General features: G+C 73.2%; 10 protein-coding genes. 4 read left to right on the top strand and 6 right to left on the bottom strand.

The annotated features are described in order from the left end of the window. The first annotated feature begins 55 nt into the window (after nucleotides 1-55). Together ACQEVU_RS24330 and ACQEVU_RS24325 are read left to right on the top strand one after the other, a co-directional pair. The gene (locus ACQEVU_RS24330) at nucleotides 56-1,069 is read left to right on the top strand and encodes a LacI family DNA-binding transcriptional regulator (RefSeq protein WP_433327261.1); all 1,014 of its coding nucleotides are present in this window, start codon (nucleotides 56-58) and stop codon (nucleotides 1,067-1,069) included. Between the two features lie 42 nt (nucleotides 1,070-1,111). Further along, nucleotides 1,112-2,104 carry a LacI family DNA-binding transcriptional regulator gene (locus ACQEVU_RS24325; RefSeq protein ID WP_433327259.1) on the top strand — a complete coding sequence of 331 codons (993 nt, stop codon included), beginning with the start codon at nucleotides 1,112-1,114 and terminating at the stop codon, nucleotides 2,102-2,104. A 22-nt stretch (nucleotides 2,105-2,126) separates the two neighbouring features. On the opposite strand, the gene ACQEVU_RS24320 is transcribed toward ACQEVU_RS24325, so the two are convergent. Further along, on the bottom strand, nucleotides 2,127-4,481 hold the full coding sequence (locus tag ACQEVU_RS24320) for a putative bifunctional diguanylate cyclase/phosphodiesterase (protein WP_433327257.1): 2,355 nt from the start codon (nucleotides 4,479-4,481) through the stop codon (nucleotides 2,127-2,129). 60 nt (nucleotides 4,482-4,541) lie between these two features. Next, nucleotides 4,542-4,994 carry a hypothetical protein gene (locus ACQEVU_RS24315; protein ID WP_433327255.1) on the bottom strand — a complete coding sequence of 151 codons (453 nt, stop codon included), beginning with the start codon at nucleotides 4,992-4,994 and terminating at the stop codon, nucleotides 4,542-4,544. Between the two features lie 44 nt (nucleotides 4,995-5,038). Here ACQEVU_RS24315 and ACQEVU_RS24310 point away from each other — a divergent pair, with 44 nt between their 5' ends. Together ACQEVU_RS24310 and ACQEVU_RS24305 are read left to right on the top strand one after the other, a co-directional pair. After that, complete coding sequence (locus ACQEVU_RS24310) at nucleotides 5,039-6,037, top strand: helix-turn-helix transcriptional regulator (protein ID WP_433327253.1); 999 nt, start codon at nucleotides 5,039-5,041, stop codon at nucleotides 6,035-6,037. Nucleotides 6,038-6,060: 23 nt separating this feature from the next. Next, on the top strand, nucleotides 6,061-7,062 hold the full coding sequence (locus tag ACQEVU_RS24305; protein WP_433327251.1) for a LacI family DNA-binding transcriptional regulator: 1,002 nt from the start codon (nucleotides 6,061-6,063) through the stop codon (nucleotides 7,060-7,062). 82 nt (nucleotides 7,063-7,144) lie between these two features. Here the strand turns inward: ACQEVU_RS24305 and ACQEVU_RS24300 are convergent, their stop codons facing one another. The 4 genes from ACQEVU_RS24300 to ACQEVU_RS24285 are packed head-to-tail and all read right to left on the bottom strand — an operon-like array spanning nucleotide 7,145 to nucleotide 14,854. Continuing rightward, the gene (locus ACQEVU_RS24300) at nucleotides 7,145-8,752 is read right to left on the bottom strand and encodes a glycoside hydrolase family 13 protein (RefSeq protein WP_433327249.1); all 1,608 of its coding nucleotides are present in this window, start codon (nucleotides 8,750-8,752) and stop codon (nucleotides 7,145-7,147) included. Between the two features lie 26 nt (nucleotides 8,753-8,778). Continuing rightward, entirely contained in the window at nucleotides 8,779-11,520 is a 2,742-nt protein-coding gene (locus ACQEVU_RS24295) for a carbohydrate-binding protein (RefSeq protein WP_433327247.1), read from the bottom strand. Between the two features lie 23 nt (nucleotides 11,521-11,543). Beyond that, nucleotides 11,544-13,904, bottom strand: a complete 2,361-nt coding sequence (locus ACQEVU_RS24290; RefSeq protein ID WP_433327245.1) for a choice-of-anchor D domain-containing protein — start codon at nucleotides 13,902-13,904, stop codon at nucleotides 11,544-11,546. Between the two features lie 50 nt (nucleotides 13,905-13,954). Continuing rightward, entirely contained in the window at nucleotides 13,955-14,854 is a 900-nt protein-coding gene (locus tag ACQEVU_RS24285) for a carbohydrate ABC transporter permease (RefSeq protein ID WP_433327243.1), read from the bottom strand. Nucleotides 14,855-14,862: the final 8 nt, after the last annotated feature.

Raw genomic sequence — 14,862 nt, 5'->3', positions numbered from 1 at the left:
CCGTCACCCGACCGTAGACGGGCCGCGCAACCCGGCCGCGGGTTAGCATCGCCGGGTGAAGCGACCGACGATCGCCGACATCGCCCGCGAGGCCGGGGTGTCCAAGGGCGCGGTCTCGTATGCGCTGAACGGGCGCCCCGGCGTGTCCCCGGCGACGCGGGAGCGCATCCTGGCGGTCGCCGACCGGCTCAACTTCCACGCCGACAGCAACGCCCGCGCCCTCGCCGGGGCCAAGGCCCGGGTCGTCGGGCTGACGCTGCAGCGCTCGCCGAGCACGCTGGGCGTCGAGCCCTTCTTCATGGAGCTCATCAGCGGCCTCGAGCAGGAGCTGTCCCGCCAGTCGTACGCGTTGTTGCTGCAGATGGCCACCGGGCGCGACGAGGAGCTGGCGTACCACCGCCGCTGGTTCAGCGAGGGCCGCGTCGACGGGGTGCTCGTCTGCGACGTGCGCACCGGCGACCCGCGGGTGCCCGCCCTGGAGGAGCTCGGCGTGCCGGCCATCGTCATCGGGCCGCCGGACGCCAGCGGCGCGCTGCCCAGCGTGTGGTCCGACGACGCGCAGTCGATGGTGGAGGCGGTGGAGTACCTGGCGGCGCTGGGCCACCGGCGCATCGCCCGCGTCGGCGGCATCGCCGAGTTCGCCCACACCGCGATCCGCACCGCCGCGTTCGACGAGGTCGCCGCCCGCCTCGGCCTGACCGGCGCGGCGACGGTGCCGGCCGACTACACCGGCGAGTCCGGCGCGCGGGCCACCCGGCGGCTGCTCACCGGACCCGACCGCCCGACCGCGATCATCTACGACAACGACATCATGGCCGTGGCCGGCCTGACCGTCGCCAAGGAGCTCGGCATCGCCGTGCCCGCCGAGCTGTCGATCGTCGCCTGGGACGACTCCCCGGTCTGCCGCCTGCTGCACCCGCCGCTGACCGCGCTGAGCCGCGACATCGGCGAGTACGGGGTGCGCGCCGCCCGCCTGCTGCTCGCCGCGATCGCCGGGGAGCCGGTGGCCAGCACGCTCGGCGCGCCCGCCCACCTGAGCCCGCGCGGCAGTACCGCCCGCCTGCACTGAACCGGTTACGCTGTCCGGATGGCGGGGGCGCGGCGACCGACGATGAGCGACATCGCGCGGCGCGTCGGCGTGTCCCGGGTCGCCGTGTCGTACGCGCTCAACGGCCGCCCCGGCGTCTCCGACGACCTGCGCGAGCGCGTCCGCGAGGTCGCCGAGGAGCTCGGCTTCACCGCCCACCGCGCCGCGGTCGCGCTGCACGGCGCCGCCGCCGACGTCGCGGGCCTGGTCCTGCGCCGCACGCCGCCGCAGCTGCGCAGCGAGGTCTTCCGCCGCCAGTTCATCGCCGGCCTGCAGATGGAGTTGTACGCGCGCAGCTACGGCCTCGCGCTGCAGTTCGTCGAGGACCTCGCCGAGGAGATCGCCATCTACCGCCGCTGGCACGCCGAGCGCCGCGTCGACGGCGTCATCCTCGGCGACCTGCACACCGACGACCCGCGCCTGCCCGCCCTGCTGGACCTCGGCCTGCCCGCGGTCGTCGCCGGCGGCTCGGGCGAGCTGCCCGGCCTGGCCAACCTGTCGACCGACGAGCACGCCGGCGCCGGCAAGATCGCCGGCTACCTGGCCGCCCTGGGCCACCGCCGCATCGCCCGCGTGAGCGGCCCGCCGGCCCTGGCCCACACCGCCGCCCGCACCGCCGCCCTGGCCGCGGCGACGACCCAACTGGAGGTCGCGACGGTCCCGGCCGACTACACGGGCGAGGCCGCGGCCCAGGCGACGCGCCGCATCCTCAGCGCCCCGGCCCGCCCGACGGCCATCGTCTACGACAACGACCTCATGGCCCTGGCCGGCCTGGGCGTGGCGGCGGAGATGCACATCACCGTGCCGCACGACCTGTCGATCCTGGCCTGGGAGGACTCACCCCTGTGCCAGCTGGTCCACCCGGCCCTGACGGTCCTGCAGCGCAACATCACCGACTACGGCATGCGCACGGCCCGCCTGCTGTTCGAACTGCTGGACGGCCACCCGCCACGCAGCGTCCGCTACGGCAACGCCGTCCTGGTCGTCCGCGACAGCACCGCCCACGCTCCGTCGTAGCCGCTGCGCAGGTCATGGTTGCCTACGCGGGGGTCAGGCTCCGGGTGAGGGCGTCGTCGATCGTGGCGGCCGGGGACGGGCGGCCCAGCAGGTAGCCCTGGCCGCGGTCGCAGCCCAGGCTGCGCAGCAGTTCCGCGTGCTCGGGCGTCTCGACGCCCTCGGCGACCGTGGTCAGGCTCAGGCTGCGGGCCAGGTCGACGATCGCGCGGACCAGGGCCGTCTGGCCGGGCACGTCGTCGCAGCGGTGGGGCAGGAACGAGCGGTCGATCTTCAGGATGTCGATGGGCAGGTCGCGCAGGTACGCCAGCGACGAGTATCCCGTGCCGAAGTCGTCGATCGCCACCCGGACGCCGATCGCGCGCAGGGCCGTCAGGTGGGCGATCGTCTGCTCGGCCTGGGGGCCCGCGCCGACCAGGACGCCCTCGGTGATCTCCAGCGTCAGCGCGGGGCCGGGCAGGCCCGAGGACGCCAGGGCCCGATGGACGCGGGCGACGAAGTCCGGCTCGGCCAGCTGGCGCGGGGAGACGTTGACGCTCACGCCGGCGCCGGTGCGGGCGTGCCACGAGGCGGCGTCGCGGCAGGCGCGGGCCAGGACCCAGTCGCCCAGGGCGACGATCAGGCCGCTCGCCTCGGCCACCGGGATGAAGCGGTCCGGGCCGATCGGGGCGCCGCCGGGCGGGTACCAGCGCACGAGGGCCTCGACGCCGACGATGCGCTGGCCGTCGAGGGCGACGATGGGCTGGTAGTGCACGGCCAGCTCGTCGGCGGCCAGGGCCGCGCGCAGCAGCTCGGCGGTGCGGCTGCGCTGCAGCTGCTCGTCGCGCAGCTGCTCGTCGAAGGGCAGGACGCGGTCCTTGCCGGCGGCCTTGGCGGCGTACAGGGCGACGTCGGCGTCGCTGAGCACCGTCGTGGCGCCGGTCGCGGCGGTGAAGTGGCGGGCGCCGGCCGTGGCCGAGACGAACAGCTCGGCGCCGCCGACCTCGACCGGCCGGCGCAGGGCGACGAGCATGCGTTCGCCGCGCTCGAGCAGCTCGGCGGCGTCCGCGCGCGGGCACAGCAGCGCGAACTCGTCGCCGCCGAGGCGGGCCAGGGTGTCGCCCGGGTCGAGGAGGGCCTCCAGGCGGCGGGCGACCGCGACGAGCAGGGCGTCGCCGGTCGGGTGGCCGAAGCGGTCGTTGACGTCCTTGAAGCCGTCGAGGTCGAACAGGACCAGGCCGCCGCCGTCGCCCTCGGCGACGCCGCGGCGGCGCGGGTCCGCGCCCGGACGCAGCATGTCGGTGAGGCGGTCGTCGAGCAGGCGGCGGTTGGGCAGGCCGGTGAGCGCGTCGTGCAGCGCGTGGTGGCGCAGCAGGGCCTGCATCTGCGACTGCTGGTGCAGCGCGTCCTGCAGGTCGAGGGAGCGGCGCAGCTCGGCGCGGCCGGCGTGGCCGAGGCGGACGACGAGCAGCACCGCCGTCACCGCGGCGGGGGCCAGCGGGACGATGACGTCGAGCGAGTCGAAGCCGCCCCGGTGCACCTGCAGCAGCAGCGAGTAGACGGCCGCTGCGGGGCCGATGAGCACGACGATGGCGTACACCACCGTCATCCACATCGACGAGGACGGCCGCGCGGGGGCGGGCGGCGCGGCGGCCGACGGGTGCAGCACCGACGCGCCGACGAAGAAGTAGGTGATGGTCCAGCAGAAGACCGAGAAGCCGGGGCCGGCCCAGGAGCCGCCGAGGGCGTTGGACACGAAGTACGACACGTCGGCGGTGAGCAGGCTCGCCGTACCGGCGAGGAGGAGCAGGTGGGTGCCGCGCAGGGTGCCGGTCGCGACCACCATGCGCACGGCGGTGGCCAGGATGAGCAGGTCCAGCGGGGGGTACAGCGTGATGTTCAGGCTGACCGTGTGCCCCGGCTGGTCGCGGATGAAGGGGTCGTACAGCAGCACCCACGTGACCACGACGGCGGTGCACAGCGCGATGCCCGCCTCGGTGAACCCGGCGAGCTTGGAGCCGTACCGGTTCGTCGCCGGCAGGCTGAGCAGCCCGGCGGCGATGACGGGGTACATCGCGAAGTACATGGCCTCGACGGGCACCATCCCGGCGCCCGGGCCGCCGAGGGCGACGTCGACGGCCCAGCAGATGTTCGCCACCGTGGCGCAGCCCATCGCGCCCGCCAGCAGCATCCAGGTGCGCCGCCGGGTCGCCCGGCCGCGCCGCAGCGCGCGCACGACCATGACGATCGCGGAACCGGCGCCGGCGATGTACGACAGCTCCTGGCCGGCGGCCGGCAGCCGCGGGGCGAGCAGCGCCAGCGGCACGCCGGCGAGCAGGTACCACCACCAGGCGTGCGCCCGGGCCGGCCCTGCGCTCACCATCGTTGCGGACGCCCTCACGAAGTCCAGCGTCGCCGGGCGGGGGTGCAGCGCGGGTGCGGCGGCGGTTGGGGGCCGGTTTCAGGCGGATCGCGTGAGTTCCATGATCCAGTTCGGCTCCCAGGTCTCGCCCCCGTCGGCGGAGAACTCCTGCTCCCAGCGGGCCGAGTCGGTGGTGATCGCGGACCAGACGAAGTGCGCCCGGATCGGGCGGCCCTCGTGGGTGTCGTCGCCGTAGAAGTCGCCGCGGCCGTCGCTGAACGTGCCGACCACCGGCGGGTACAGCAGCCCGGTGCGGCTGGAGGCCCAGTAGATCGACCACTCCTTGCGCTCGACGTCGAACAGCCGCAGCGTGAGCCCGCTGCTGCCGAGCGTGGGGAACTCGATCTCGTCGATGTTGCCGCCCCCGTCGAGGATCTGCCGGCAGGTGGCGACGCCGGGGAAGGCGTACCAGTCGTCGCTGCCCGCGAACAGGGTGCGCAACCGGCGGTTGGCGACGTTCCACCGGCCGATCAGGAAGTCGAAGTCGTTCATGCCGCACACCCTGAGGCGGTACCCCTGACATCTATTGTCAGGGGGTGCGCGCGAGCCGGCTGGTCTCCCTGCTGCTGTTGCTGCAGAACCGCGGCCGGCTGAGCGCCGCCCGGCTCGCCGAGGAGCTCGGGGTGACGCCCCGCACCGTGTACCGCGACGTCGAGGCGCTCGCCGCGGCCGGCGTGCCGATCTACGCCGAGCCCGGCCCGACCGGCGGCTACCAGCTCATGGACGGCTACCGCACCCGGCTGACCGGCCTGACCGCGGACGAGGCCGAGTCGCTGTTCCTCACCGGCCTGCCGCAGCCCGCCGCCGAGCTCGGCCTGGGCGCGCAGGTCGCCGCGGCGGAGCTCAAGCTGATGGCGGCGCTGCCCACGCCGTACCGCGACGCCTCCCGCCGCATCCGCCAGCGCTTCCACCTCGATGCGCCCGGGTGGTACCGCGAGCCGGACGCCGTGCCGCACCTGCTGCCCATCGCCGAGGCGCTCTGGCAGGACCGGTGGATCGAGATCCGGTACCGCCGCTGGGCCCCCGAGCCGGGCGAGGTCACCCGCCGCCTGCGCCCGCTGGGCCTGGTCCTCAAGGCCGGCGTCTGGTACCTCATCGCCGCCCGCGACGCCGACCCGCGCACCTACCGCGTCTCGGCCGTCCTGGCGGTCGAGACGCTGCCGGAGCGTTTCGCCCGCCCCGACGCCTTCGACCTGGCGCAGTTCTGGCGGGCGCACGTGGAGCGGTACGAGAGCGCCGAGGAGGCCCGGGTCGCGACCGTGCGCCTCTCCCCCGCCGGCCTCGCCGCACTCCCGGAGGTCCTCGGCCCGCGGGCCACCCGCCTGGCCCGCTCGACGCTGGGCCCGCCGGACCCCGACGGCTGGCGCCAGGCGACGGTGCCGCTCGAGAGCGTCCCGCACGCGGCCGCCGGCCTGCTGCGCCTCGGCGCCGACGCGCAGGTCGTGTCCCCGCCGGAGCTGGTGGCGTACATGGGCGCCACAATCCGGCAAATGGTACGCCTCTACCCCGACCCTGAGCGCAACTTCTTGCAGTGACAGCGTCGGTTCTTGCGCCTAGGATGAGGCCCGTGGCGACGAGGCTCTCCGAGGTGGCGAAGTACGCCGGATACAGCGAGGCGACCGTCAGCCGCGTCCTGCGCGACGTCCCCGGCATCGGCGAGGACACCCGCAACGCGGTGCTGACCGCGCTCGACGTGCTCGGCTACCAGCGCCCGACCCGCCACCGCCGCGAGCTGGGCAGCCTCGTCGGCATGGTCCTGCCCGACCTGCACAACCCGATCTTCCCCGCCTACGCCGAGGCGATGGCCGGCGCCCTGGTGCGCCGCCAGCTCATCCCGGTCCTGTGCACCCGCACCGCGGACGGCGTGTCGGAGGCCCACTACATCGAGATGCTCCTGGCCCGCAAGGTCGCCGGCATCATCTTCGTCGGCGCCAGCTACGCCGACGCCGGCCCCGAGCAGACCAAGGCCCTGCGGGCCCGCAAGCTGCCGATCGTGCTGATCAACGAGGCCGACGTGAACCTCGGCGTGCCCCGCGTGGCGGTCGACGACGCGGTCGCGGTGGACCTCGCCCTGACCCACCTGCGCGAGCTCGGCCACCGCCGGATCGGCCTCATCGTCGGCCCGCGCGGCCACGTCCCGTCGGAGCGCAAGCTGGCCGAGTTCCGCCGCCTGGTCGACGGCCCCGACCGCCAGCGCCTGGTCGCCCACACGATGTTCTCGATCGCCGGCGGCCAGACCGCGATCGCCCCACTGCTGGCGGCCGGCGCGACGGCCGCGGTCTGCGCCAGCGACACCCTGGCCCTGGGCGCCATCCGCGGCGCCCGCAAGCAGGGCCTGCGCGTGCCGGAGCAGCTGTCGGTGGTCGGCTTCGACGACTCGGTGTACATGCCGATGATGGACCCGCCACTGACCACGGTCCGCCAGCCGATCGCCGCGATCGGCGTGGCCGCGGTGAACTCCCTGGTCGCACAGATCGAACGGCGGCCGGTTACGCTCGAGGAGGAGCTCTTCGAGCCGGAACTGATCGTCCGCGACTCGACGGCCGCCTGCCCCGCCTAGCGCTCGCGGAGCGCGGCTTGCGAAGACTTGCGCGCCCGGCCACGGTTCTTGCACAACCGTGGCCGGGCGCGCTGGGACGGGACTAGAGAGCGAGCCAGGCGCAGGCGTCGGGCGGCAGGAAGCCGCCGGTGACCGGAGCGCTCGCCAGCAGCACCGAGGTGTGGTCCGGGAGCCGGGACGGGGCCGTCGAGAGGTTCAGCACGCAGGCGAAGCCGTCGCCGCGGCGGAACGCCAGGACGCCGTCGTCCGTCGTGAGCCACGTGAGGTCCGGCGGCAGGGATACGAGCGCGGAACGGCGAAGGGCGAGTGCCGTGCGGTACAGCTGCAGCATTGAAGCGGGATCGGGCTCCTGGGCGGCCACCGACAGGGCCGACCACGACGCCGGCTGCGGCAGCCACGGCTCCGCGGACGCCGGCGAGGGCGAGAAGCCGAACGGCGCGGCGGACGAGGTCCACGGTAGCGGGACGCGGCAGCCGTCGCGGCCGCGGTCCGTGTGCTCCGAGCGCTCCCACGTCGGGTCCTGGATCCGCTCCAGCGGAATGTCCTCGACCTCCTCCAGGCCGAGCTCGTCGCCCTGGTAGACGTACACGCCGCCGGGCAGGGCGAGGGTGAGCAGGGCCGCGGCGCGGGCGCGGTGGCGGCCCAGCGACAGGTCCGTGGGGCTGCCGTGGCGGCGGTTGCCCAGGTCGAAGGTGGTGTCCTCGCGGCCGTACCGCGTGACGTGCCGGATCGTGTCGTGGTTGGACAGCACCCAGGTGGGCGGCGCGTCGACGAGGCGGTGCGTGTCGAGGGTGTCGTCGATGGTCTTGCGCAGCGCGTTGGGCTCCCAGGCGCAGCACAGGAACTCGAAGTTGAACGCGGAGTGCAGCTCGTCGGGGCGGAGATACCGGATGAACTGCGCCGTCGTCGGCAACCACACCTCCCCGACGAAGACGCGCGGGTCCGCGTAGGAGTCGGCGATGCGGCGCCAGGCGCGGTAGATCTCGTGGACGTCGTCGTGGTCCTGGTACGGCAGGTCCGCCGGGTCCGGGGAGGCGCCGACGTCCGGCAGGCCCGGCGTCTTCATGAGGCCGTGGGCGACGTCGATGCGGAAGCCGTCGACGCCGCGGTCGAACCAGAAGCGCAGCACGTCCTCGAACTCGGCCCGGACCTCGGGGTGCTCCCAGTTCAGGTCCGGCTGCTGGGGGGCGAACATGTGCAGGTACCACTCGCCGTCGGCGACGCGGGTCCACGCGGGGCCGCCGAAGTACGAGCGCCAGTCGTTCGGCGGCAGCGAGCCGCCGGGGCCGCGGCCGGGGCGGAACCAGAACCGCTGCCGGGCCGGGGAACCGGGAGGCGCGGCGAGCGCCTCCCGGAACCACGGGTGCCGGTCGGAGCAGTGGTTGGGCACGAGGTCGACGAGGACCCGCAGGCCGTAGCCGTGCGCCTCGGCGACGAACGCCTCGGCGTCGGCCAGGGTGCCGAACAGCGGGTCGATGTCGCGGTAGTCGGCCACGTCGTAGCCGCCGTCGGCCATCGGGGAGACGTTCCACGGCGTCAGCCAGAGCGCGTCCACGCCCAGGTCCCGCAGGTACGGCAGCCGCGCCCGGAGGCCGGCGAGGTCGCCGACGCCGTCCCCGTCGCCGTCGGCGAAGCTGCGGATGTAGATCTGGTAGATGGCGGCGGTGCGCCACCAGCCGTTCGCACGCATGGAACTGATCTCCAATGGTTAAAGGGTTACCAGCCGGAGTTGCCCGGGCCGCGGGTGATGGTGAAGCCGCCGGGGTTGTTGAGCCCGGCGGTGCCGGTCGCGGTGACGTAGTTGGCCGTCGCCGCACCGGTCACGTTGTTGACGTCGATGGCCCACGTGCCGGCCCCGGCGATGCTCACGTGGTCGAGCAGCAGGTTGCCGATGCGGTGGCCGTAGCTGAGCAGCACCGCCTGGTAGGTGCTGTCCACGATGGACAGATTCGAGACGTTCACCGGGGTGGTGATGTCGGACTGGTCGGCGTACACCCACAGCGCCCCGAGGTTCGTCTGCCAGTTCGGCTCGTAACCGCCGGTGCGGGTCAGCGTGTTGCGCGCGACCGTGGTCGGTCCGCTGAACGGGATGCCGAAGCGGCTGCTCACCGCGATGCCGGCGGCGCCGGTCACGGTGTCGGACAGCAGGCTGTCGGCGACCGTGTTGTTGTTGCCGCCGTAGATGCCGACCGCGTTGGCCAGCAGCGGCGAGGACACCGTGTCGAACGTGAACGAGCAGCCGGTGACGGCGGTGCCATCGGAGAACATGGCCAGGGCGTCGTCGCCGGTGTTGCGCACCGTCGACTGGTCGACCCGGGTGTTCTGGACGTTGGCGTGCAGGTTCACGCCGTCGGCGAACGTGTTCGCGATGCGGACCCCGGCGGCGTACAGCCCGTTGGTGCCCGAGTCGATCCACATGCCGACCTTGGTGTGCTCGATGCGCACGTCGTAGATGATCGAGCCGGTGCCGAAGTTGCCCTCGATGCCGGTGTCGAAGTTGGCGTCGTCGCGGTAGGTGACGTCGCCGGCGATGGTCAGGTCGGCGATGGTGACGCCCGAGCCGGTGGCGAACAGCCCGCCCTTGCCGTTGTTGCCCTTCACGGTGGTGTACCACTGGCCGGCGCCCCGCACCGCGACGCCCGCGAGGTTGATGCGGGAGGAGATGTTGAACGTGCCGGCCGCCAGCCACACCCCCTTGCCGGCCGAGCGGGCCGACGAGACGGCGGCGTTGATCGCGTTCGTGTCGTCGCCGCCCGAGCTCGTCACGGAGACGAAGTTCGCCGGCATGGTGTAGGCGGCCGCGACCTGCTCGGCGTCGACGACGTCGATGGTGTACGACGAGGCGGTGGAGGAGGCGTCCTTCTGCAGCTTCAGCACCGTCCCGGCCGGCCAGTTGCCGATCAGGGCCCGGGTCTCGTCGAAGAAGTGGTGTGCGGAGCCCTGGCCCGGCACGTTGGTGTACGGGTACGCGCCGTAGACCCACGAGTAGCGCGACGTCAGGCTGATGTCCTGGACGCGGGACCCGTTGGCGTAGAGGGCGATGGGCGCGGTGATCCCCGCCCCGTCGGCGCTGTCCGGAATCGAGTAACGGATCGTGAGCGCGTTGGCCGGCTTGGTGAGCGTGAACTGCACGTACTGCCCGGTCGAGGTGAGCTGGACGGCCTGGCGCCCGGTCGCCTCGCCGGCCATCGTCAGGTACGCGCGGCTGGCGGCGAGCCTGGCGCCGTTGGTGGCGAAGTCGCGGTATTCCGTGTAGGGCACGGTGGCGCCCCGCGCGGCGAGCGCCACTCCCCCGGTCACGGTGACGCCGCTGACGGACACGCCGCCCGTGTCGCCGGCGTCGGCCTGCCAGCCGACGAGGTTCAGCCCGGCCCGCAGCGCGACGGTCCGCGACGCGGTGAGGGTCCCCGATCCGGCGGCCAGGCTGACCTGGGCGCTCTTGATGCCGTTGACGTACTGGGAAAGGGTCCGCGCCGACCCCGTCGTGTTGGTGTAGCGGACGCCGACGGCGTAGTTCCCGGCGGCCGGCACGCTGACGCTGTAGATGGTCCGCCCACCGGAGCTGAAGCCGTTGTCGTAGAGCTGCCCGTCGACGGGCGGGGGCGTCCCGCCGGCGGTGAGGTTGTCGAGGTTGACGTTGCCGGAGTCGGTGCTGTCGAAGCGGTAGGCGACCGTGTTGCTGGAACCGGTGAGCGAGACGGCCTCGGTCTCCGTCGCCCAGGTGTCCCAGTTGGCGGTGGCGGGCAGCTGGATCTGGCGGAGCTTGGTGCCGTTGACATACAGGGACAGCGTCATGGTGGAGCCGGTGCCGTTGGCGTAGCGCAGGTCGAGCTGCGCCGCCGTCCCGACCGTGAACGTGGTCGCGGCGCTGCCCTTGTTCGCGTCGGTGTAGCCGGCGACGAACCCGGACCCGGTGTATCCACTGTGGTCGGTGGCGACGACGGCGCCGCCGGACAGCGCCGCCGACTCCGCCTCCAGGCCGCTGGAGGTGACCGAGGACGCCGTCAGGCTGTCGAGGTTGACGTTGCCGGAGTCGGTGCTGTCGAAGCGGTACGCGACCGTGTTGCCGGCGGCGGTCAGCGACACCGGCTCGGTCTCGGTCGCCCAGGTGTCCCAGTTGGCGGTGGCGGGCAGCTGGATCTGGCGGAGCTTGGTGCCGTTGACATACAGGGACAGCGTCATGGTGGAGCCGGTGCCGTTGGCGTAGCGCAGGTCCAGCCGCGACGCCACGCCGACCGTGAACGTGGTGGCGGCCGTGCCCTTGTGCGAGTCGGTGTATCCGGCGACGAATCCGGAGCCGGTATAGCCGGCGTGGTCGGTGGCGACGGCGGCGCCGCCCGACAGGGTGGCCGACTCGGCCTGCAGGATGGACGTGGCGGCGTCCGCGGGCAGGGTGACGAGGGCGGCGGCGGTGGCCAGCATCGCCGCGGCGGCGGCGATCAGGCGTCTGCGGTGCATGGGGTGTCCTCCGTTCAGAAGGTTCAGTGCGCGTAGACCTCGAGCTCGGACAGCTGCGCCGCCGGCCAGCCGGTGTTGCCGGTGAAGGTCAGCGTGAGGGTGCGCACCGTGGTCGCCGGGAACGCAATCGTGACGGCGTTGCCGGTGTCGGGGTTGAGCTCGTAGTCGGCGGCGGGGACGAGGGCGGCCCCGTCGGCGGCGACGGCGATGGTCTCGGCGCGGCCGCCCCAGTTGGCCGGCAGGCGCAGGACGATCCGGTCGACGGACCGGGCGGCGCCGAGGTCGAGCGTGACGGTCTGCGGGAAGGCGTTGTTGGCGCTCTCGAAGTACGTGCCGGGGTCGCCGTCGACGAGGTTGGCCGGGCCGAGCCACGACAGCGCCTGGGAGCTGGACGTGATCTGCTGGCCCAGCGCCAGGTTGCCGTCGGGGTCGAAGCCGACGCCGTGCAGCGCGACGACGTACGGGCCGGCGGGTGAGGTGCTGTCGATCGTCAGCTTGCCGTTGTAGACGCCGGCGCGGGCCGGGGCGAACGCGACCGGCACGGTGCAGGAGCCGCCGACCGGGATCGTGGCGCAGAAGCCGCCGACGGTGTACCCGTCCGTGGCCCGCACCGCGCGGATCGTGATCGGGTCGGGGCCGGGGTTGGCGATCGTCAGCTGCTGCGAACCGGTCGCGTGCAGGGCCTGCTGGCCGAAGTCGAGCGTGCCGGCGCTCAGCCGCAGCGCGCCGGCCGGCGGGAAGCCGCACCGGGTGGACGACCAGCCGGCATCGCCGGGGCCGCGCACGACGTTGAAGCCGCTCGCGCAGTCGTAGCGGCCCGCGGCGCCGACCCCCGTGGCGACGACCGCGGTGAACTTCGCCGAGCCGGGCGCCTGCAGCTGTACCGCGAACGTGCCGGCCTTCACGATGGCGACCCGCTCGAGGGTGACGTTGCTGATCGCCTTGCCGTAGAACTGCACGGCCGAGAACGGGCTGTCCACGATGGACACGTCGTGCACGTCGATCGCGCCGGTCATCGGGGCGTCGGCGGCGTAGAACCACAGCGCGCCGATCTCCTCGGGCGCGTTGGGCACGAGGTTGCCGTCGCGCAGCAGCACGTTGCGGGCGATGGTGGTGGTGCCGGACAGCGGTACCGCGCCGAACCGGTTGCCGACGTGGATCCCGCCGCCCTGGGTGACCGCGTCGCTGGCCACGCTGTCGGTGACCGCGTTGTCGCGGCCGCCGTAGACGGCGAACCCGTTGGCCAGCAGCGGCACGGCGACGGTGTCGTGGACGAAGGCGTTGTCGTGGTCGGCGTTGGCGTCGGACCACATGGCCATGCCGTCGTCGCCGGTGTTGCGCACGAACGTGTCGCGGATCGTGGTGTGGCTGACGCCGTTGTGCAGGTTGATGCCGTCGGCCATGGTGTCCTGGACGCGGGCGTGGCTGACCGTGAGCCCATCCACCGGCCCGTCGAACCACATGCCGACTTTCGTGTGCTCGATCCACACGTTGTCGACGGTGGAGCCGCCGCCGAGCGAGCCGCCGAGGCCGCTGTCGGAGGTCGAGTCGTCGCGGACGGTGGTGTCGCCGGCGATGGCGAAGTCGGCCAGGTGCACGTCGCTGCTCGGCGTGGGCGCGAACCGGCCGAAGACGCCGACGCCGGAGCCGCGCAGCACGGTGTACCACGGGCCGGCGCCCTTGACCGTGACCTTGTCCACGACGAGCTGCCGATGCACCTGGTACGTCCCGGCCGGCAGCCACACGCCGCGGCCCTGGGCGGCGCCGGCGTCGATCGCCGCCTGGATGGCCGGGCCGGAGTCGGCGGCGCCGGTCGGGTCGGCGCCGAAGCCGGCCGCGCTCAGGTAGCCCGCCGGCATCTCGCGGGCGGGGCCGGCCTGCTCGAAGTCGGCGAGGTCGACGACGACGGGCGCGGTGGCGGTGAACCGGACCCGGGTGCCGGCCGGCAGGGTGCGGCCGAGCAGGGCGTGGACGTCGTTGAAGTAGTGGTGCTCGCCGCCGTCCGCGGGGTCGTTGGTGTACGGGTAGTTGCCGTAGACGTGCGAGTAGCGCGCGGTCAGCGTCAGGTCGGTGAGCGAGCGGCCGCCCGCGGACACGTGCAGCGGCGCGTCGGGGCTGCCGTCGGCGACGGAGTAGCGCACGTTGACGGCGTCGGCGCGCTCGGCGAGGGTGAACTCGACGTACTGGCCGGCCTTGAGGGCGACCGCCCGCCGGCCCGAGGCTTCGGCCTCGATGCGGGTGAAGGCGTTGCCGGGGCCGATGCGGGCGCCGTTGGTGGCGGCCGACTCGGCCTCGTAGGTGGTGAATGGCACGTCGGCGCCGGGCGGCGCGGGGCGCGCGTCGGCGGTGCTCGGCACGAGGACGGCGGCACCGACTGCGGCCACCGTGAAAAGGGCACGCGGCATCGCGGAATGAGCCATGAGAAGAGTCCCAACTAGCCTTTGAGGCTGCCAGTGGTGAGGCCGGACATGATGTTCTTCTGGAAGATGAGGAAGAACACGACGGTGGGCACGGCGGCGATGACGGCGCCGGCGATCACCACGTTCTGGGTGAGGCCCTGCGAGAAGGCGTAGATGCCCACGTTGACGGTGCGGTTGTCGGCCGAGGGCTCCACCAGCAGCGGCCACAGGAAGTCCTTCCAGATGGCCGTCAGCGAGAAGATGGACACGACGCCGAGGATCGGCCGGGAGATCGGCAGCACCACGGACCACAGCGTGCGCATCGGGCCGGCGCCGTCGATCGCCGCCGCCGACATGAGGTCCTGCGGAATCGAGTCGAAGAACCGCTTGAGCAGGAAGATGTTGAAGGCGTTGGTGACCGCGGGCAGCCAGATCGCCCACGGCGAGTCGAGCATGTTCCAGTGCACCAGCGGCAGGTCGATGACGGTGACGTACTGCGGGATCACCAGCACCGTCGATGGGATCATCAGCGTGGCGAGCATCAGGCCGAGCAGCGCGTTGCCGAACGCCGGGCGCAGCTTCGAGAACGCGTACGCGGCGGCGACGTCGAAGACCAGCTGGAAGGCGAGGGCCCCGAAGGCGTACCACATCGTGTTGAGCAGCAGCCGGCCCAGGCTGAGCGCCGTCCAGGCCTCCCCGTAGTTGCCCGGCTGCGGGTGCTGCGGGTACAGCGTGGGCGGGACCTGGGCGACCTCGGGGCCGGACTTCAGCGCGCCGGTGATCATCCAGTACAGCGGCCCGGTGAACACGACGGTGAACAGCACGACGACGAGCACGACGATCGTCCAGTAGGCGCGGCGGGCGGCCGGGCGGCGCAGCCGGGCCGGCGAGATCAGGGTGCGGGCGGCGGTGTCGATGGCGGTGTCTCTGGGCATGGGCTGGG

Source organism: Dactylosporangium sp. CA-139066 (assembly GCF_050936175.1).
GTDB lineage: Bacteria > Actinomycetota > Actinomycetes > Mycobacteriales > Micromonosporaceae > Dactylosporangium.
The sequence above is the reverse complement of the archived record's forward strand: the minus strand, read 5'-3'. Positions and strand labels throughout refer to the sequence as shown.

What these genes read in the sequence shown, in the direction of transcription:
- ACQEVU_RS24305 (WP_433327251.1), top strand. Translation starts at nt 6,061, where the DNA reads ATGAGGCCCGTGGCGACGAGGCTCTCCGAGGTGGCGAAGTACGCCGGA.
- ACQEVU_RS24295 (WP_433327247.1), bottom strand. Translation starts at nt 11,520, where the DNA reads ATGCACCGCAGACGCCTGATCGCCGCCGCCGCGGCGATGCTGGCCACC.
- ACQEVU_RS24315 (WP_433327255.1), bottom strand. Translation starts at nt 4,994, where the DNA reads ATGAACGACTTCGACTTCCTGATCGGCCGGTGGAACGTCGCCAACCGC.
- ACQEVU_RS24300 (WP_433327249.1), bottom strand. Translation starts at nt 8,752, where the DNA reads ATGCGTGCGAACGGCTGGTGGCGCACCGCCGCCATCTACCAGATCTAC.
- ACQEVU_RS24325 (WP_433327259.1), top strand. Translation starts at nt 1,112, where the DNA reads ATGAGCGACATCGCGCGGCGCGTCGGCGTGTCCCGGGTCGCCGTGTCG.
- ACQEVU_RS24285 (WP_433327243.1), bottom strand. Translation starts at nt 14,854, where the DNA reads ATGCCCAGAGACACCGCCATCGACACCGCCGCCCGCACCCTGATCTCG.